The sequence below is a fragment of the Desulfospira joergensenii DSM 10085 genome (genome assembly GCF_000420085.1).
In the GTDB taxonomy this organism is placed as follows: domain Bacteria; phylum Desulfobacterota; class Desulfobacteria; order Desulfobacterales; family Desulfobacteraceae; genus Desulfospira; species Desulfospira joergensenii.
The window spans coordinates 888,014-906,533 of record NZ_ATUG01000001.1 but is presented as its reverse complement, the minus strand read 5'-3'; the positions used below and the strand labels follow the sequence as shown (position 1 = coordinate 906,533).

Sequence of the window (18,520 nt, the reverse complement as noted above, 5' to 3'; positions counted from 1 at the left end):
GCCGGGGCAGGGTATCGGCTTAATTTCGCCCGGACGTCCTGTCCGGTCTCAAAGCGGACAGCCTGCTGCTTTTCTGTCCGTGAACGCATGCCCTCTGTAGGCCGCCTCAACCCCGCTCCCGCCTGGAGGATATCGGCCATGCGGATCATTTGGCAGGAGATATGGGCTTTATACCCCAAGTTATCGAGAATTGTCTTTAAATTGTCTTGTGCAGCCTGGGATCATAGGGATAATCAACAGGCGAGCCGATATTCATATCTGCAAAATCAGAATGGATAGGATTTATCAGATAGTTGCTTTCCCCGGGGATTACCACACTGGGAACTTCCAGAACTGCAGATTTACCATTCAGTATCCATTGGTCGCCGTAAAGTTGAGATGCAGGTCCTGGCGGGTGCATGTCCCATCCAACCGGTAATGTGGGTGACGCGGTTATACACGAGTCATTAAAAGTGATAGAAACACACTTATATCCTTTCAACAAATCTACCGATGGCAGATGAACTGTTAATTCCAAGGTGGCCAAGCTTAAGGACTGGGCAGTATATACCATTGACGTCCCTGGAGAATTCCACCGGCCTCCGGCTTTTTTGGCCCCGATGCCATTGAAGGCCGCTGATACATATCTTTCCTTGACAATTCTCCAGGAAACGATTTCCATCAGGAGAATACTCCCTCGTCAATACGCGTTAAAAGTTTTTCAACCTCTTTGGCGCCAATTTCCGTTTTAGCAAAATCCAATGGGGTCTCTCCTCCCAATCCAAAAGATTTTTCCTTTAACCATTTCCGGGCATATTCAGGATTGTCATCAAAGACGCATATCGCAAATTTGTATAAATTCAAAATCCGGTATAATCGTTCTGACTCTGTCTGAGAAAAATACCCCCTCTTTTTGCGCTGGGCTAGAGTGCTCACTGATAGGTTGATCAGTTCTGCCAGTTTCTTTTCCGGAATATTCAACAAAGCACAGACTTTCTTAAAAAGCGTAATGCCAAGACCTCCTTCTAAAATCTTAACCAGGCTTTTTGTTGGAAAAAGTTCTGGAAAAGAAGGACTGGATGCAGCACTCAATAGATGAGGCATTATGGGGGATATGAAGTCCTTTCCCAATTGTTTAGAGAGCGATTGCCCAATTTGTTCAAATTGTTTCTGTAGTAAGGCCTGGTCCGGGATCAATAATTGGTTTGCTGTAAGCAGGGCAAGAGCCCCGCTTGAAGAAATAAAAGCCATAAGAGCCGTTGTAACGTCAGATCTTACGTTCTTATCCCTTAATACATTGATATAATCAATATCATTTTCATATGCACTGTCTGTCGATGACATAATAACACCCCTTGTTGTGTTGCTATTTTGCAATAATGATATTGCTAAATTAGAAGAATGTCAAATGAAACCAATATAGATAATGAATTGAACAGCTCGTTTTTTTGATTCAAAAACATGTAAATGTGCAAATCGTAACCATGCCTCCGATTTTCGGAGCAGGATTATATAAACCGAAATGTTAAAATCCGTACGGAATGATGTTGTTCAACCTTCAAGACTATCAGGGCTCGGTTGTTATGCCAGGGGATCCGGAAGCGGGAGGGGCGGGGTGGAGCGGCGTTGATGGCCGGGGTGTCAGGATCAAAAGAACCGGGCATCTTCGCTTTGCCGGAGGCCAGGACGGCCGGAGGCAATTGAGCAGAACGCCCCGCCCCGTCCGCTGCCGGGTTCACTTAAATCGGGTTTAAATAAAAAACCCCTGATATCTGCAGATGCAGATATCAGGGGCGGGTGTTATAAACGAATAAGCTTAGGCTGCGCTGGGTTCGATATTGATGGCGCAGACCTTGAACTCGGGGATCTTGGCCGTGGGGTCCATCTGGGCGTTGGTCAGCTTGTTGGCCGCGGCCTTGGCAAAGTGGAAGGGGATGAAGATGGTGCCGTCCACGGCCTTGGATGAAACCTTGAGTTTGGCCGTGATCCTTCCCCTTCTGGAGCAGACATTGACCCTTGCCCCGGTATCAAGGCCGAGAGCGTTGGCATCGTTGGCAGAGATCTCCACGAAACATTCGGGAGACAACTGGTTCAGGCCCTGGGTCCGCATGGTCATGGTCCCGGTATGGTAGTGGTACAAGACCCTGCCCGTGGTCAGGACATAGGGGTATTTGTCATCGGTCAGCTCCGCCGGCGGTGCATGTTCTATGGCGTGGAAAAAACCTTTGCCCCGGGTGAACTGGGCCGTATGGAGGATGGGCGTGCCGGGATGGTTCTCATCCGGGCAGGGCCAGTGGATCCCGACCTTATCGATCCTCTCCCAGGTAATGCCCTTGTAGGAGGGGGTCACCGCACAGATCTCCTTAAAGATCTCATGGCTGTCCTCATACTTGAGTTCATATCCCATGCGGCCGGCTATGGCGCAGATGATCTCCCAGTCCTGACGGGCCTCTCCAGGAGCTTCCACGGCCTTTCTGACCCGTTGGACCCGGCGTTCGGAATTGGTAAAGGTTCCGTCCTTTTCCGCGAAGCAGAAGGCCGGCAGGACCACATCGGCCAGTTCCGAGGTTTCAGTCAGGAAAATATCCTGTACCACCAGGAAATCCAGGTTGGTCAGGGCTTTCTTGGCATGGTTCAGGTCCGGATCAGACACCATGGGATTTTCACCGATGACGAACAGGGATTTCAGGCTGCCGTCATGGGCGGCCTGGAACATCTCCGTGGCCGTGAGCCCGGGAGTGGGGGACATGCCTGAAACTTTCCAGGCCGTCTCGTATTTCATCCGGGCCTCATCGCTGGCTACAGCCTGGTAGGCCGTGAAGACATTGGGCAGGCCTCCCATGTCGCAGGCCCCCTGGACGTTGTTCTGCCCCCGCAGGGGATTGACTCCGCCCCCGGGTTTGCCCAGGTGTCCGCAGAGCATGGACAGGTTGGCCAGGGACTTGACATTATCCGTGCCGCAGGTATGCTGGGTGATGCCCATGCAGTAGAGGATGGAGGCCGCACCGGCCCGGGCAAAACCCCTGGCCGTCTCCACAAGATCTTCGGCTTTTATGCCGGTGATCTTTTCCACATGTTCGGGTGTGTATTTTTCAGCGATCTCCCTCAGGGCCTCAAAGTTCTCGGTCCGTTCCTCGATAAAGGCCTTATCCTGGAGATCTTCTTTGATGATGACGTGGATGAGGCCGTTGATCCAGGCGATATCGGTGCCTGGGAAAGGCCGGAGCCATCTGTCGGCATACTCGGTGAGTTTTACCTTTCTGGGATCGATGACCGTCAGTTTTTTGCCCTTGAGTACGGCACGTTTGACAAAGCCAGACAGGACCGGGTGATTTTCCGTGGTATTGGATCCGGTTACCAGGATAAAATCTGATTCTTCAATGTCTGCAATGGTGTTGGTCATTGCACCGCTTCCAAATGCTGCAGCCAGACCGGCTACGGTGGAGCTGTGTCACAGCCGGGCGCAATGATCGATATTGTTTGTCTTTAATACGGCCCGGGTAAATTTCTGGGCAATATAGTTGTCTTCATTGGTGGTCCGGGCAGAGGTCAGCACGCCCATGGCATCCGGTCCTGCCTCATCCCGGATGGCCGTGAATTTCTGGGCCACCAGGTCAAGGGCTTCGTCCCAGGAGGCTTGGACCAGCTTTCCGTCCTTTTTGATCAGGGGCTGGGTCAGGCGGTCCGGAGCATTGACAAAATCATATCCAAACCGTCCTTTGACGCAGAGGCTGGCGTTGTTGGGGGGCAGATCCGGATCCGCACCGTCAATCTTAACGATTGTATTGTCCTGGACAAAGAGATCCATCTGGCAGCCCACTCCGCAGAAAGAGCAGGTGGTCCTCACTTTCTGGGTCGGCTTGAACCGGTCATCCCTAAACGCCCTGTCCGGAATCAGGGCACCCACCGGGCAGACCTGGAGGCATTCTCCGCAGAAGACACAGTCGGAATCCTTGAGATGCTTATCGTCCTTGGTGATGATTTTGGGGATCTCTTCCATATGACCGAATTCAATGGCGTCATTTACCTGGATCTCACGGCAGGCCTTGATACACCGGCCGCAGAGGATGCACCTTGAAAAGTCCCTGATAATGAACGGATTGGCCCTTTCGGTCTCATGGGAACAGGCATTCAGGGGCATGCCCCTTGTCTTTACCTGGTACCGATAGGCCAGGTCCTGGAGTTCACAGTCCCCCCAGACCGGACACAGGTCTTCTTTCCCGTCGTCCTTGAGAACGCCGAGCTGGAATGAGGTCCAGTCCAAAGTGTCAAAATCCCGGATGGCGCAATTGTGATTCCCCGAAGCCAGCATCCTGCCGATGGTCTTCTGCCGGTCCCGGACCACCCTGGGAGATTCGGAAAGAATTACCATTCCCGGCTCGGCCTTGGCCACGCATGACTCCACAAGTCCGTCCTCTCCCTTTATCTCCACCACACAGATCTTGCACGTATTGGTGGGAATGGTATTCTTTAAATGGCAGAGGGTGGGGATGTCGATTTTATTGCGCTGGGCAACTTCAAGAATGGTTTCACCAGGTTCAAAGGCCAGTTTATTCTCATTTATCGTTATAATATTGGTTTCCATAGATCTCTTCCTGGATTGAATTTATAACATTTTCGCTGCTTTTCCTGGACAACGCATAATACCTATCCCATCCCCTGTTTGTTGTCAAGATTAACCCTCCATGGCCGGAGGCGGATATGAGAAATAAAATAAATTTCATTGGTATTATTGACTTTTCTTAATTGGGATGACTATACAGTAGTGGAAAAATTTCGGGCGGAATTTGCCAGGACATTCATAGGGATAAGGATGGACAAATGGTTCAGTCAATTTTGATGATGGGCGGGTTGGGAATAGCAATCGGCACGGTTCTGGTGATTGCTTCAAAAGCTTTTTATGTATATGAGGATCCAAAGGTTGTTGCCATAAACGATGGACTTCCCGGAGCCAACTGCGGGGGGTGCGGCTTTCCCGGCTGCTCGGCCAATGCCGAGGCCATTGCCAAGGGAGAGCAGGACGTCAATTCCTGTGTGGCGGCCGGAGAGGATGTGGCCCTGGCCATTGCCGCTATCATGGGGGTTTCCGTGTCTGACAAGGAACCCGAGTTTGCCGGTCCGGGATGCTATTACTCCAAGGACAAGGCCGATTTAAACTATATCTACCACGGGATCCGGGACTGCCGGGCCGCGGCCATGCTCATGGGCGGGATGAAGGTCTGCAGGATCGGATGCCTGGGGCTTGGAACCTGCGTCACTGCCTGCCAGTTCGGGGCCTTGAGCATGGGGGAAGACGGCCTTCCAAAGGTGGACCAGGAAAAATGCACCGGATGCGGGGCCTGTGAGAAGATCTGCCCCAAGAACATCATCCGCCTGACCTCTGTGACCCGGCGCATCATCCGGGAGTATACCCGGAGCGACTGCATCACCCCCTGCCAGAGGGCATGCCCCTCGGGCATCGATATCAAAGAGTATGTCCGCCTGATCAAGGAGGGGGATTACCACGGATCCCTGCAGGTGATAAAGGAAAGAATGCCTTTCCCGACCGTGATTTCCAGGATATGCCCGGCCACCTGCGAGTTCAACTGCCGAAGGCTGCTCCAGGATGAGTCCGTGGCCATCAATAATTTAAAGCGGTTTGTCTGTGATTTTGAGATGAACCAGGACAAGCGGATCCAGCCCTATAAAGCCCCGGAAACGGGAAAGAAACTGGCCGTGATCGGCGGCGGGGTCGAAGGCCTTTCTGCTGCCTATTTTTCCGCCAGGCTGGGACATGATCCCACGGTTTTTGAGTCAACGGACCGGCTGGGGGGGATCCTGAGAATGGCCATTGCCAGGGAACGACTTTCCATGGATGTCCTTGACTGGGATATCCAGGGGATTCTGGATATGGGCGTCAATGTGAAAACAGAAGTAAAGGCAGGGGTGGATTTCACCATACCCGGTCTTTTAAAAGAGGGTTTTGAGGCCGTGGCCGTGGCGACCGGGGGCTGGGACTCCAGGCTGGCCAGAAACGATATATATACGCCGGCCAATGTGTTTCCGTCCACCTTTCTTCTCATTGACCTTTTGCGGAGCGCCTCGGAAAAGAGCCTGGAGATCAATTGCGGGAAAAAGGTTGTGATTGCCGGCGGCGGGGTTCGGCTGCCCGATGCGGTGAAACTCCTGAAGGAAAAGGGGACGGACAAGATCACGGTGATTTCCAGAAAAGCACCGGAAGACTCTTCCTTTGACAAGGCCACCTTAGAGGGGTTGTCCGAACAGGGTGTTACCATCCTTTACAATACGGGCATTACCAAATTGATGGGACAAGATGAAAATCTTATTGGTGTTGAATATCTGGAGCTGGATACAGGGGAAAAACAGGTGATTGATACCGACACCCTGATCATCGGCTCAGGAAGATTCCCTGAGCTTGTCTTTGTCCCGGCGGCCCAGGAAGAAGAGGAGGCGGATCCGGATCCGGACAAAGCCCTTGTCTGGGAAGGCGTGGAACTGCCCAAGAAGCCGGATTCAAACCGGGAATCCGGACTTTTGTCCAGCCAGGATGTGATATCCGAGTACTCTTCGGCCGTTACCGCAATCAACGGAGGAAGAAAGGCTGCCGCTGCCATGCATCATCTGGTTTACGGCATTGAGTTCCAGGACCGGTCCGACATGGTCACGGAAAAGACAATCCTCCAGGATGTCCGGTTTTTAAACCATGTGGAGGCATCCCCCAAAAATCTCCTTGTCCCTGCGGAAAACAGGGAGGAGACAAAAGATGATTTTTCAACGGGTTTTTCCACTGACCAGGCCCATGAAGAGGCCAACAGGTGTCTTCGGTGCGGACTGGTCTGCTATGAAAAATCCGGATTGATCAATGGCTGAGCTTTTGTGGCTGAGTCAGCCTTTTGGATGAGTGTCGCTTGCAACTCTACCGGCATAAAACCGGCGTAATTTTAATGGTATTTTAAGATATATGAAACCTGAAAACATCCTCGTTGTTGATGACGAATCAAGGATCGTTGATAATATCAGCCGTTGTCTGAAAAGGGAGGGGTATGATACCGTGGAGGCTCAAAACGGGGCCCAGGCCCTGGCATTGTTTGAGCAGCAGCATTTTGACCTGGTCCTCCTGGATATCAGCATGCCTGAACTCAACGGGTATGAGACCATGGAACGCATCCTCCGGAAAAACAGCGAGACACTCATCATCATCATGACCGGGTTTGCCTCGGTTGAATCTGCGGTAAAGGCCCTGAAGGAAGGGGCCTGGGATTATCTTAAAAAACCCTTTGAATATGCCGAGCTCATAAAAACAGTCAAAAACGCCCTTGCCCAGGCCAGGCTTCTGGCGGATAAAAAAGCTGTGGCGGCCCGCCTGGAGGCGTCGGAAAAACAATACGAGAACATGGTGAACAATTCCCCGGACCTGATCTTTACCCTGGACGAGAAGGGGCGGTTCACCTTTATCAATGATCAGTTTGAAAGGCTTCTCGGATTTCCCAGAAAGACCCTTCTGGGAACTTCCTTCGAGGATCTGGTCCACAAGGAGGACCGGCCCAAGACAGAAGCCTTGATTCCCCCAAGCCAGGAAGGTCAGGAGATTAATTTTAGGTTCAAGCGGGCCAAAAAAGAGTTGTCTGCCGCCACACCCTATGCCTCTAATTTTGCCTTTATCGAACTCAAGGCCTCTCCCATGCATCTGCCTGCCGGCGGGAGCCGGGAGGAAAAAAAGGGGGTCTACGCGGTTGCCAGGGATATGACCGAGAGGATCAACCTGGAGGCACAGCTCCGCCAGTCCCAGAAAATGGAGGCCATCGGCACCCTGGCCGGGGGGATTGCCCATGATTTCAACAATATCCTCATGGGAATCCAGGGATATGCATCCCTGGTAAAGCACGGGTTTGAAAAGAGCAGTGTGGAGTTTAAGCGCCTGTCCAATATTGATGAGTATGTGGCCTCGGGTGCTGAGATGGCCAGACAGCTTCTGGGCTTTGCCCAGAAAAGCTTCCGTGAGGCAAATCTGATAAATTTGAATTATCTCCTCAAGATGTCGGCCAAGATGTTCTCCAGGACCAAAAAGGACATCACCATTGACCAGCGCCTGGAAAAGAATTTATGGGGAAGCGTGGTCAATGAAGGCCAGATCAAACAGGTTCTGCTCAATCTCTATGTCAATGCATGGCAGGCCATGCCCAAGGGCGGGAAAATTATCATCAGTTCGGAGAACGTCCATATTGAGTCCTCCCAGCTGAGAGAATTCGGCCTTGAAAAGACCGGTCCCTATGTGAAGATCAGCGTTTCCGATACCGGCATCGGCATGGATAAAGATACCATGCTCCAGATATTTGATCCTTTTTTCACGACCAAGGAACGGGGCCAGGGAACCGGGCTGGGCCTGGCAACTGCCTACGGCATTATCAAAAGCCATGAAGGCTGCTTTCAAGTGAGCAGCGAACCGGGCAGGGGCTCTTCTTTCATGTTCTATGTCCCGGCCCAGGAGACAGCCGTCAAGACCGGAGGCAGGGCAGCGGATGAAGATGAAAAAATTATCAGCGGCAAGGGATCGGTTCTTCTGGTAGATGATGAAAAGGGCGTGATCGAAGTCTGTTCGGAGATGATCAAGACCCTGGGATATAAGGTCATCCCGGCCGGCAGCGGCCTGGAGGCGGTCAGGATCGTGGAAAAGAGCGGCGCAGACATCGACCTGGTGATTCTGGACATGGTCATGCCCGAGATGAGCGGGTATGAGACCTATGAGATGATGAAAAAGATCCGGCCCGGGATCCGCGTCCTGGTTTCTTCGGGCTACAGCCGGGAAGAGGAGATCAACGAAATGCTGGAAAAGGGGTGTAACGACTTTATCCTGAAGCCCTTTGATGTGGCCATGCTGTCGGAGAAACTCGACTCGGTGTTCAACTCCATGGCCAAAGCCAGTGCTTAAGGCGATTTTCGCCTGGTCCGCTTCAGTAATTTTTTCCTGTTTAAATTAAAAGAGGGGCTGGAACATATGTTCCAGCCCCCCCTTATCTTTCAGATCTTGGATACAGGCTTATCCAAATACTTTTTCCAGATCAGGGATGATCTGTTTTTTACGGCTCATGATGCCGGGCAGCCAGCATTTTCCGTCCACGGGTTTTTCCCCGAAGGCTTTTTCCACAACGGATTCGTCATCGGATGCCACCAAAAGTTCGGTCCCTTCCTTCATGATATCGGTGAGCATGAGCAGAACGGTGTGGTGCCCTTTTTCCGCTTTCAGATCCCGGATATCCTTTTCCAGATCCGCCTTGATGCCGTCAACGATGGAAAGATCAACCAGCTCGAGCTGACCACAGCCCACGCCCTTTCCGCTCATGTTAAAATCTTTGTAGTCCCGGAGAACCAGTTCGCGGACCGGAGTTCCTTCAACGGCGGATTTTACCTTGAACATCTCAATGCCAAGGGCTTCCAGATCGCTTTCGCCGCAGATCTTTGCCAGTTTGGTACAGACTTCCTTGTCCTTGTCCGTACAGGTGGCGGATTTGAAGATGACCGTATCGGAAAGGATGGCGCAGAGCATGATGCCTGCGATATCCTTGGGGATTTCGATTCCAAAGTAATCATACATGGATGCGATCACGGTACCGGTGCAGCCGACAGGCCAGATCCAGCATTCCAGGGGTTGTCCCGTGGTTACATCCCCCAGTTTGTGATGGTCCACGATGCCGAGGATATTGGCATCGCCCAGGTCGTCCGGGCTCTGGGCCAGGTCGGAATGGTCCACCAGGTATACGTCCTTACCGGCATAGGAAGTGACCACTGCAGGAGCGGCAACACCGTATTTATCAAGGACAAACTTGGATTCCGGGTTGAGTTCACCCTGTACGGCAGGTGAAGCGGCTTCCCCCAGTTTTGTTTTAAGATCAGCAAGTGCGATAGCAGCAGTAACGGAATCCGTATCCGGATTTTTGTGACCAAATACCAAAGTTGACATACAAAACCTCCTAAATTTCTTTATATCATGGTTATATAATTGGATGATTCCCTTCCCGGAAATCATCATAAATTTAAACGTAGATCTTCCCCTGAAAATCAGAGTATCTTATAGAATTAATCGGCCCTAGAAACAAGGAAAATTTTCAACCCTCTATTATTTCACCGGATCAGAATCTGTCCAGCCACTTCACCTGGCTGTTGCCTGGGCAGAAAGAAGCCTAAACGGGTTCGTCCTTTATATGGCAGGAGATCCTCCCGGGGAGGTTATTTCAATCTCTTGAAATCCGTGGTCACGGCCACCCCGTAATTGGTATCAATGATGGAGAGTTTTTCACCGTTTTCGGTCAGTTTCCAGGTTCCCGGCACCAGGTGCCCCGGGGGCATGAATCCGGCGGGGGTCGGACAATTGTGGCGGACCATCTTCAGGAGAACACGGGTCTCTTCCACGGACATGATATCCAGGAGGTTATAGCAGGCCGCAGCCACGGCCCAATAGGTTTTATCGGTAATTACGGCCGTGGACGGCTCTGTGTGAGTCAGTTTCCCGCCAACATAGGTGGCCGTCCTGAGCCAGGTGCCGCAATAAGGATGGGCGCAGGGTTCGGCTTGTGTACTTCCGGGGGTGCCTGCCTGGACCTCTTTGGAAAATATTTCCTTGACCCGGCCCCGGGAAGAGGCATGGGTCAGGGTCATTTTCCCGGCACTTACCTGGTAGGTATATGTAATTTCCTTTCCCGCGGGAATGGTCGAAGGGCAGGAAGAGACCACCACCCTGGTATGGAGTTTGTCCCCCTGGACCGACAGGGAAGCGCTCATTCCGCATGCCTGTTCCGGCGGGGCCTTGACCACCTTGTTAAACGCATCCGTCGTGATGACAAGAGACGCCGGTTCCCTTCCCATGAGTCTTTCGTTCAGGTAATGGCTGTCCCGTTTCCAGATGCCTATATAGCTTTCGGATGCCGCTAAAAGGGCCGGAAAAAATACCAAAAAGATAAAAAGGGAAATGCCTGAAAAATATTTTGTGGATTCCATTTTGCTCCTTCGTAAAGACTTTAGCCAGAAGTGCTCACTTTTATAAAAGGGTTGACTGATAGACATATCTGTCGCTCTACTATTCCTTAATCCGAACATGGGGAGATGATCATAACGCCCTCCATAATTACGTTTTTGATTGTTATTACCATTGATTCAAAGGTATAACAAGTGAAGCTGGTCGTTGTTTCCTACTGCAAAGGTGAATACGGCAGGGTAAATACCGGGACCATCCTCTCTTGGGGACCGTTTGCCCGGATCCAATGCCACCAATCTTCAGTCATGCCCACAGTATCGTAAAATTCCTGTTTCTGATATCCGGGCTCTTGGAGGTTCCCCTTCCAAATATCTATGACCTCATTGCTTTTTCCTGTTACCGAACACATGAAAGAGATCATGGGAAGTCCGGATCTGATACCTTCTTCCTGGCGGGAAATAAAGCCTTCCATCAGCTCGGTGTTCATCTGCAAGACAGCTTTTGTATAGGTTTTGATCGGCTGAGTCCGACTCTCATAAATAGCTGTATGGAAGGCATTTGAGAAGAAGTCATTGGCAGTTTCCAGCAATCTGATTTGCCGTTGAGGCATTAATGTTCTTAGCTCCCGGTTCAAGGTTTGCCAGTCAGTCCCATTTTTAGCCCATGAAAAAAAATTCGTGAAAACGTCAAAACTATTCAATTCCCAGGTTTGTGTAATCTGAAACAAGGTTTTTGAATTACAGTACCACGAGGCCATCAGGGTGGCACCGTTGGCCTCATACAAGGGAACCATTTTTTCTTCTGCAAAGCGGATGAAGGCCTCAATGGTTTTGGGCATGGCAATGATTGGTGTCAGAGTCTCTTCCAGATAGAACATTATCCTCTCCCTTATATGGCTGCTATGAATTGACGGCATTTGCCTGTCACAGTTTACTGCATATAGAGTGCCATAAAATAAAATATTAAATTTCAATAGATTATAGAGAGACACCAGGGGTGTATCGTCATATATGCAGATTTGTTTTGACAATTGTGATATGCGGTAATAAATAGTGTGGGGTATGGCAATTGAAAGAAAATCCGATATCTATCAAAATGTTTTTTTCCGTGAGGCGACCATGCAAATCTGCGGAAGCCTTGATGTCCAATCGTTTCTTCACAAAAGTTTTGTCTATATCAAAGAGGCTCTGGATCTGCCAGCCGATTATGTCTCCATCATTTATTACAGCGCTGACATACGCCGCTTGATCATTATGGCAGTCGCCAATGAAGACGGGAGTGTACTTGTGAATGATTCGGTTGCCGTACCAAAAGACAAACATCAGTATATCATCAGCGACAATAGGTCCGCGGATGCAGTCATTACCGATTCGCTGGAAGATCACCCCGTTGCCGGTCTGTGGGTAGCCAAAGGATATACAAATGATACTGCCCAAATTTCACTTAGGCTGGAGATAAAAGGGGCTTATATAGGGGCGGTAAACTTCTGCTCCAAGGGAAAAAATGAGTTTACCCAGGCGCATGTCGAGATGCTTTCCCTATTAAAAGAGCCATTTTCCATTGCAGTATCCAATGTTATTGTATATCAGGAACTGCTTGAGGCCAAAGGGGCTTTACAGGAAGATAATCAACTCCTGCAAAATGAGTTGCGCATGGCTTCCGGCGGAGAAATTGTTGGCAAGGACAGAGGAATGTGGGGCGTGATGGAAAAGGTTTACCAGGTCGCACCTCTTTCCAACTCGGTTTTGCTCCTCGGAGAGACCGGTACGGGAAAAGAGCTTGTGGCCAACACCATCCACAACCTATCTGACAGAAAGGACATGCCGTTTATTAAAGTCAATTGCGGAGCCATACCTGAAACCCTTATTGACAGTGAGCTGTTCGGCCATGAGAAAGGAGCATTTACAGGGGCTTTTTTTAGAAAACAAGGGCGGTTCGAAAGGGCCCAAAAAGGAACGCTTTTCCTGGACGAAGTCGGCGAGTTGAAGCCTGACGCCCAAATCAGGCTTCTGCGTGTTCTCCAGGAAAAGGAGATTGAAAGAGTTGGTGGTGACACCCCCATAAAGGTTGATGTCAGGATCATTGCTGCCACTCATCGCAACCTGCTAAAAAGAGTTGAGGACGGTCAGTTCAGGGAAGACCTTTATTATCGTCTCAACGTGTTCCCCATTGTCATACCTCCCCTAAGGGACCGCAAATTGGATATTCCACTACTGGTTCAACATTTTATCGCGAAGAAGACACTGGATATGGGTATAGACAAAATTCCCCCTCTTTCCGTTGAATCTCATGAGCAGCTCCTGGCTTATTCCTGGCCGGGCAACGTCAGGGAGCTTGAGAATGCAGTGGAGCGCGCCCTGATTCTGTGTAAAGGAGCCCCCCTTACCTTCCCTGACCTTGATACCTCACCCCGCTCAACCCCCCGAAAAGTAGATCCTCCGAATGATGCCCTGCATTCGAAGGCATCATTTGAGAGTGCCCTTGACTTGGATGCTGTTATGGTCGATCATATCCTCAATGTCCTAAAGATAACCCGCGGAAAAGTTCATGGGAAAGACGGTGCAGCAGCAATTTTAAATGTGAATCCCTCGACTCTACGCAATAAAATGAAAAAACTGAAGATTCCCTTTGGCAGAAATACCTTGAAAAGAAATTAATTTTAGAAATAGTTCACTTGGTACAGAAAAATAAAATGTCTATAGTATTTTCAAATCCTCCCAGGAAAGGGAAACCAGCCAAGATCTGGCATCTGGATGAAGTTCTTGAGCTTGCCAAGGATTTGCCGGTATATCAGCAGAAATTGAGCGAACTTGACTCACTTGACGTTGTGGCTTGGTACGGCAACGGTTTTCACTATGGACGGTTGACTGTGAGAGAAATCGCAAAACATTCACAGAGGATTTATAAAGCTAGGCGCTGTTTCTAAATAAATCATTGCAACCAGACCAAGCAAGAAGCAATCAGAACCATCGCTTCATATCTGCTTGATAGTTTTTCATACCGAGTCGATATTCGCCGATTGGATTTTATCTTTGCAAAAAAGCATTCTACCAGGTGTCTTTCTCTATACGTATGCTTGTCAATCTCCCTCGGGTGTTTCCTGTTTGCTTTCGAAGGAATGACGACCTTGCTACCTACTGCCTCAACAAGTTCAATGAGTTTATCTGTATCATAAGCTCTATCTGCAAAAAAATAATCGCTTTCTATGCCAGCAATCAATTCATACGAAGGAACCATATCATGCACATTTCCACCGGTTAACTTAATTCGGAAAGGATTTCCAAGGGCATCGACCACTGCATGGATCTTTGTCGTCAAACCTCCTTTGCTTCTACCTATTGCTTGAAAATATTGACCTCCCTGAACTCCGCAACCGTGTTGATGCAGTTTCACATAAGACCCATCTATCATCGTTGATTCTGTGTCTATATCTTTTGTGACCTGCTTAAATAAATCTTTCCAAGCTGATAGAGTCGTCCACCTGGCAAACCTTTTATAAACAGTTTGCCATGGTCCAAACTCTTTTGGCAAATCTCGCCAAGGGGCACCGGTTTTTAGAATCCATAAAATTCCATTGAACATTAACCTGTTATCCTTCGGCTTGCGTCCTCGTGTTTCTATCTTAGGGGATGATAAGATAGGCTCTATATGTTTCCATTTTTCGTCTGAAATAGCATGTCTGTTCATAAACAGACGGAATCATTAGTATTCTCAAATGTCTAGATTTTTTTGATGTTTTTTTAGAAACAGCCCCTAATTGAACTTCAAAAACTTAATATTTTTTTCATCAATCTGGATTCCTGGATCGTTGATGAACTTTAACAAAATTTACAATGTATTGAGAAGAGCAAAAGAGAGCACTTATGGTATAAGTGCACTGGGAATTCGGATAAAAAATACTGAGCACTTTGTCTATAAGTCCGACTTTTAAAGCACATCATTTTTTTCCAAACCATAAAGGTACAGATACTTGCATAATCCTTGATTCAACTTTATACATAACAAACCTGAATACAGAAATGAGCCCGAAATAAGGATTATTGGAGCTAATCACTCCAGGGACAAAAATACAAGAGCAAAGTTTAAGGAAAAAAATCATCGTTCCCAACTCCGGCGATTGAAGACCGCAGCTCCGCAGGGTGAATGATTCTAACAGGCTCTAACCTGCACTTCTCTGAAAGGGGAAAACTCGCTGCGCTCAGACAATTCCCCTTTTTAACCGAGAAGCACAGCCAAGAGCCTGAAAAGAATCCCACCCGATGTCTCCGCCACGGCCCTCAATCGCCTCCACGATAGCATGATTTCAGTTGGTGTTAACTGGTATTTTGGATTTTTTACATGAGATTTCTTCGGGAACATGGAACCGATTCAAATTTGTCTGGGCGTGAGGCTGGTGGGGGGATGGGGTAGAGCCGGGTTCAACTTTTTGCGGCCGCAGGACGCGGAGGAGTAAAAAGTTCACCCCAAAGCCGGCACCCCATGCCCCTGCCGGCCGGCTAAATGTGTTTTTAAATTTTAAAACCTAGGAGTCGATGCAAATTCCACATTCCATGCAGTCTTTCATGGGACAGGATGCAGATTGTTTCTTTATTTTGGCCTGCTGAAATTCCCGGGCAAGAAATTTTCGGGAAACATGATGGGTGAGGCGGTCCCAGGGAAGAGGGGCCGAAACCGGTTTTTCTTTTTCAATAACGACGTCGCAATATTCCCGTTGGCTTTTCATGGCCCTTGTCCATCCGGCTTCAAGAGCCGATTCGATGATATCTGCGGTTTGCCGGTCCCCCAGGGAGAGCAGGGCATTGATTCTTGAGTTTTTCAGGGATTCTATTTGAAGGGTGAGATTAGGGGTTCTTTTCAGTCCGTTTTGAAGGATGTTTGCCCGGCGTTTCAAGGTCTTCTGGGGTGTCATTGCCGCCCATTGAAAAGGGGTACAGGGTTTGGGTATAAAGGGATTAACGCTTAAGGTAATCGTGCCGATCCTCTTGTTTTTTCTGGAGGCCTCCAGGAATACGGATTTGATTTCCAGGGCCAGGTCGACAATGGCTTCAACATCTTCATCGGTTTCAAAGGGCAGGCCGATCATGAAATAGAGCCGCAGGTTCAGGATTTGGTGTTCCACCAGTTTCCGGGCGGCATCCAGGATCTCTTTGGCTGTGATCTTTTTATTAATGATCCTGCGCATCCTTTCAGACCCGGCTTCCGGGGCAATCGTTGCCGTTTTTACACCTGACCGGGCCAGACGCTCGATGATACCTTGGTCCAGCCTGTCCGCTCTCAGGGAGGAAAAGGAGAGGGTGAATCCGTTTTCCTCTCCGTACCGGCAGATATCGCCGATGTCCGGATGATCCAGGACAGCGGAACTGACCAGTCCGATTTTGTCTGTTTTCCCCCGGGCCTTGCCCATGACCTGTAAAAGGTCTGATTTGGGATAGATCCTTGGAGGACGAAGTGCGAATCCTGCCGTGCAGAACCGGCAGCCATGGGGGCACCCTTTCAGGGTCTCCATTAAAAAGATGTTTTTAAAGGCCGTGTCCGAGGTTAAGACGGAAGTATGGGTCTGTGTTCCTTCCAGGTTTTCCTGGTATGGGACCTCAATTTTTTTAGAAAACTTTTGATCTGCTTCATCATTATCTTTATATAAAACCGGCTCGTGGAGGGCCGGAACATAAGCCCCTTTCATCCTGGTTTCCACTTTTTCAAGCAGGGATGCCTTGTCCCGGTCTTCTTTAAACAGGTCAAAAAAGGGGGTGAGCAGGCACTCGGCCTCTCCCAGGAGGAAAAGGTCGATGAAAGGGGCAATGGGTTCCGGATTGAGCAGGCAGGCAACTCCCCCCGCAGCCACCAGGGGGTGGATGTGGTTTCGATCGGATGACCGCAGGGGGATGCCTGTTTCACCAAGGATTTGAGCAAGGTGAAAAAAGTCGTTTTCAAAGGAGATTGAAAACAAGATAATATCAAACTGATTAAGGGGCAGACCGGTTTCCAGGCTTTTGACAGGGGAGTGGCGCCCCTGTCCCTGGCTTTTCCAGGTGTCCGGCAGAAATACCCGCTCGCAGGCCAGGAATTCAATCTCATTGGCCAGCCGGTAGACCGTCTGGAATCCCAGACTGGACATGCCGGCCCTGTACGTGTTGGGGTAGACCAGGGCTGCCCTGATCAGGCCTTTGCCGTGTTTGACCACGGCGCCATGTTCCTGGAGGCCTGCCTGCCTAGACGGTCCGGGCCTTTTTTTTTTCGGCCCTGTTTTCATGGATCAGTCTGCTTTTCTTCTCAGAAAAGTGGGCACCTCCAGATCGTCGTTGTCAAAGGCCATGTTGGTATAGGAATCTCCCAGGTCTTCTCCGCCAACCACCTGTTTCTGGGTGACCCGGACCGGGCTTTCATACTCGTTCCAATTGGCCAGTTCTTCCGGGGTGGGATTTCTGACCTGTCCCCTGGCCACTGCCGCGGCTTCCCGGCCCTGGGAAACCGGCCGCTGCATGGGATGGCGGGCAACGGCCTGGGCACCGTATGCTCCTGTCTGGGCCCGGGGGATCTCTTCCTGGCAGGCCTGAACCGGGGCTGAGGGCTCAAACCGGTGCATATTTTCCGCCAGCTGGGGTTCCTGGACGCCGATGCCCGTGGCAATGACGGTGATGCGCATCTCATCTCCCAGGTCGTCGTCAAAGGTCTGGCCCCAGATGATCTCTGCATCATCTCCGACTTCCTGGTGAATCCGGTCCGAGGCCTCTGTCATCTCATCCAGGGTCAGGTCTGAGCTGGAGGTGATATTCATGAGCACCCCTTTTGCCCCTGAAATGGAAATGTCTTCCAGAAGGGGATGGGAGATGGCTTTTTCAGCGGCTTCCGTGGCCCGGTTTTCACCCGAAGCGATACCAATGCCCATGAGCGCTTTTCCGGCCTTCTGCATGGTGGTTTTCACATCGGCAAAGTCAAGGTTGACCAGGCCCGGCATCATGATCAGATCGGTGATGCCTTTGACGGAATGGTGAAGGATTTCATCGGCCTTGATGAACATATCCACCATCCTTGCACCCTTGGGGGCGATTCCCCGGAGGCGGTCATTGGGGATGATGATGACCGTGTCGGTGATGTCATGGAGATTGTTCAATCCTTCCAGGGCCTGTTTTTCCCTTTTCTTGCCTTCAAAGGAAAAGGGTTTGGATGCCACGGCCACGGTAAGCACTCCGAGATCCCTGCAGATCTCTGCAATCACGGGAGCGGCCCCGGTACCGGTTCCGCCGCCGAAACCAGCCGTGATAAACACCATGTGGCTTCCGTCCAGGGCTTCCCTGATTTCGTCCATGCTTTCCAGGGCTGCATCCCGGCCGATGGACGGGTCTGCTCCGGCGCCCAGGCCTTCGGTCAGTTCCCGTCCCAGCTGGATTTTGACTTCCGCCCTGGACTGGTCCAGGGCCTGGGCATCTGTGTTGGCCACGATGAATTTGACGCCCTGGAGCTTGGCGTCAATCATATTGTTGACCGCATTGCCTCCGGCACCGCCCACTCCAATTACCTTGATTTTAGCTGAATTGTTGGTTTCCACAAAAGAAAAACTCATATCCACCTCCC

12 protein-coding genes are annotated in these 18,520 nt (G+C 50.3%); 3 read left to right on the top strand and 9 right to left on the bottom strand.

Going from position 1 to position 18,520, the window contains the following annotated elements; translation table 11 throughout:
* Nucleotides 1–196: 196 nt before the first annotated feature.
* The 3 genes from F608_RS0104525 to fdhF form a co-directional block, all read right to left on the bottom strand.
* Nucleotides 197–661 (bottom strand): RES family NAD+ phosphorylase, encoded by a 465-nt coding sequence (locus F608_RS0104525; RefSeq protein WP_022664433.1) that lies wholly within the window; start codon nt 659–661, stop codon nt 197–199.
* On the bottom strand, nt 661–1,323 hold the full coding sequence (gene parS / locus F608_RS34395; protein WP_022664432.1) for a type II RES/Xre toxin-antitoxin system antitoxin: 663 nt from the start codon (nt 1,321–1,323) through the stop codon (nt 661–663). The genes F608_RS0104525 and parS overlap by 1 nt, the downstream gene beginning before the upstream one ends.
* A gap of 472 nt (nt 1,324–1,795) precedes the next feature.
* Entirely contained in the window at nt 1,796–4,564 is a 2,769-nt protein-coding gene (fdhF, locus tag F608_RS35595; RefSeq protein ID WP_084680980.1) for a formate dehydrogenase subunit alpha, read from the bottom strand.
* Between the two features lie 236 nt (nt 4,565–4,800).
* Between fdhF and F608_RS0104505 the strand changes: the two genes are divergently transcribed.
* Together F608_RS0104505 and F608_RS0104500 are read left to right on the top strand one after the other, a co-directional pair.
* The gene (locus tag F608_RS0104505; RefSeq protein WP_022664430.1) at nt 4,801–6,849 is read left to right on the top strand and encodes an RnfABCDGE type electron transport complex subunit B; all 2,049 of its coding nucleotides are present in this window, start codon (nt 4,801–4,803) and stop codon (nt 6,847–6,849) included.
* A gap of 91 nt (nt 6,850–6,940) precedes the next feature.
* A complete protein-coding gene (locus F608_RS0104500) occupies nt 6,941–8,908 on the top strand; it encodes a response regulator (protein ID WP_022664429.1) in 1,968 nt (655 codons plus the stop codon).
* Nucleotides 8,909–9,016: 108 nt separating this feature from the next.
* Here F608_RS0104500 and F608_RS0104495 read toward each other — a convergent pair whose 3' ends face one another.
* From F608_RS0104495 to F608_RS0104485, 3 genes are all read right to left on the bottom strand, one after another.
* Nucleotides 9,017–9,937, bottom strand: coding sequence for a manganese-dependent inorganic pyrophosphatase (locus F608_RS0104495; protein ID WP_027362470.1), 921 nt, complete (start codon nt 9,935–9,937; stop codon nt 9,017–9,019).
* 266 nt (nt 9,938–10,203) lie between these two features.
* The gene (locus F608_RS0104490; protein WP_022664427.1) at nt 10,204–10,971 is read right to left on the bottom strand and encodes a hypothetical protein; all 768 of its coding nucleotides are present in this window, start codon (nt 10,969–10,971) and stop codon (nt 10,204–10,206) included.
* Nucleotides 10,972–11,162: 191 nt separating this feature from the next.
* On the bottom strand, nt 11,163–11,825 hold the full coding sequence (locus F608_RS0104485) for a hypothetical protein (protein WP_022664426.1): 663 nt from the start codon (nt 11,823–11,825) through the stop codon (nt 11,163–11,165).
* A 184-nt stretch (nt 11,826–12,009) separates the two neighbouring features.
* Here F608_RS0104485 and F608_RS0104480 point away from each other — a divergent pair, with 184 nt between their 5' ends.
* The gene (locus F608_RS0104480) at nt 12,010–13,605 is read left to right on the top strand and encodes a sigma-54-dependent Fis family transcriptional regulator (protein WP_022664425.1); all 1,596 of its coding nucleotides are present in this window, start codon (nt 12,010–12,012) and stop codon (nt 13,603–13,605) included.
* Between the two features lie 274 nt (nt 13,606–13,879).
* Here F608_RS0104480 and F608_RS0104470 read toward each other — a convergent pair whose 3' ends face one another.
* The 3 genes from F608_RS0104470 to ftsZ form a co-directional block, all read right to left on the bottom strand.
* A complete protein-coding gene (locus F608_RS0104470) occupies nt 13,880–14,635 on the bottom strand; it encodes an IS5 family transposase (protein ID WP_022664423.1) in 756 nt (251 codons plus the stop codon).
* Between the two features lie 835 nt (nt 14,636–15,470).
* Nucleotides 15,471–17,198, bottom strand: a complete 1,728-nt coding sequence (locus F608_RS0104465) for a radical SAM protein (protein WP_022664422.1) — start codon at nt 17,196–17,198, stop codon at nt 15,471–15,473.
* A gap of 3 nt (nt 17,199–17,201) precedes the next feature.
* The gene (gene ftsZ, locus F608_RS0104460; RefSeq protein ID WP_022664421.1) at nt 17,202–18,509 is read right to left on the bottom strand and encodes a cell division protein FtsZ; all 1,308 of its coding nucleotides are present in this window, start codon (nt 18,507–18,509) and stop codon (nt 17,202–17,204) included.
* Nucleotides 18,510–18,520 lie beyond the last annotated feature (11 nt).

Bases quoted from the DNA above. Each gene is read 5' to 3' on its own strand.
- F608_RS0104465 (WP_022664422.1), bottom strand. From the start codon at position 17,198: ATGAAAACAGGGCCGAAAAAAAAAAGGCCCGGACCGTCTAGGCAGGCA.
- F608_RS0104495 (WP_027362470.1), bottom strand. From the start codon at position 9,937: ATGTCAACTTTGGTATTTGGTCACAAAAATCCGGATACGGATTCCGTT.
- F608_RS0104500 (WP_022664429.1), top strand. From the start codon at position 6,941: ATGAAACCTGAAAACATCCTCGTTGTTGATGACGAATCAAGGATCGTT.
- F608_RS0104525 (WP_022664433.1), bottom strand. From the start codon at position 661: ATGGAAATCGTTTCCTGGAGAATTGTCAAGGAAAGATATGTATCAGCG.
- parS (WP_022664432.1), bottom strand. From the start codon at position 1,323: ATGTCATCGACAGACAGTGCATATGAAAATGATATTGATTATATCAAT.
- F608_RS0104470 (WP_022664423.1), bottom strand. From the start codon at position 14,635: ATGAACAGACATGCTATTTCAGACGAAAAATGGAAACATATAGAGCCT.
- ftsZ (WP_022664421.1), bottom strand. From the start codon at position 18,509: ATGAGTTTTTCTTTTGTGGAAACCAACAATTCAGCTAAAATCAAGGTA.
- F608_RS0104480 (WP_022664425.1), top strand. From the start codon at position 12,010: ATGGCAATTGAAAGAAAATCCGATATCTATCAAAATGTTTTTTTCCGT.
- F608_RS0104485 (WP_022664426.1), bottom strand. From the start codon at position 11,825: ATGTTCTATCTGGAAGAGACTCTGACACCAATCATTGCCATGCCCAAA.
- F608_RS0104505 (WP_022664430.1), top strand. From the start codon at position 4,801: ATGGTTCAGTCAATTTTGATGATGGGCGGGTTGGGAATAGCAATCGGC.
- F608_RS0104490 (WP_022664427.1), bottom strand. From the start codon at position 10,971: ATGGAATCCACAAAATATTTTTCAGGCATTTCCCTTTTTATCTTTTTG.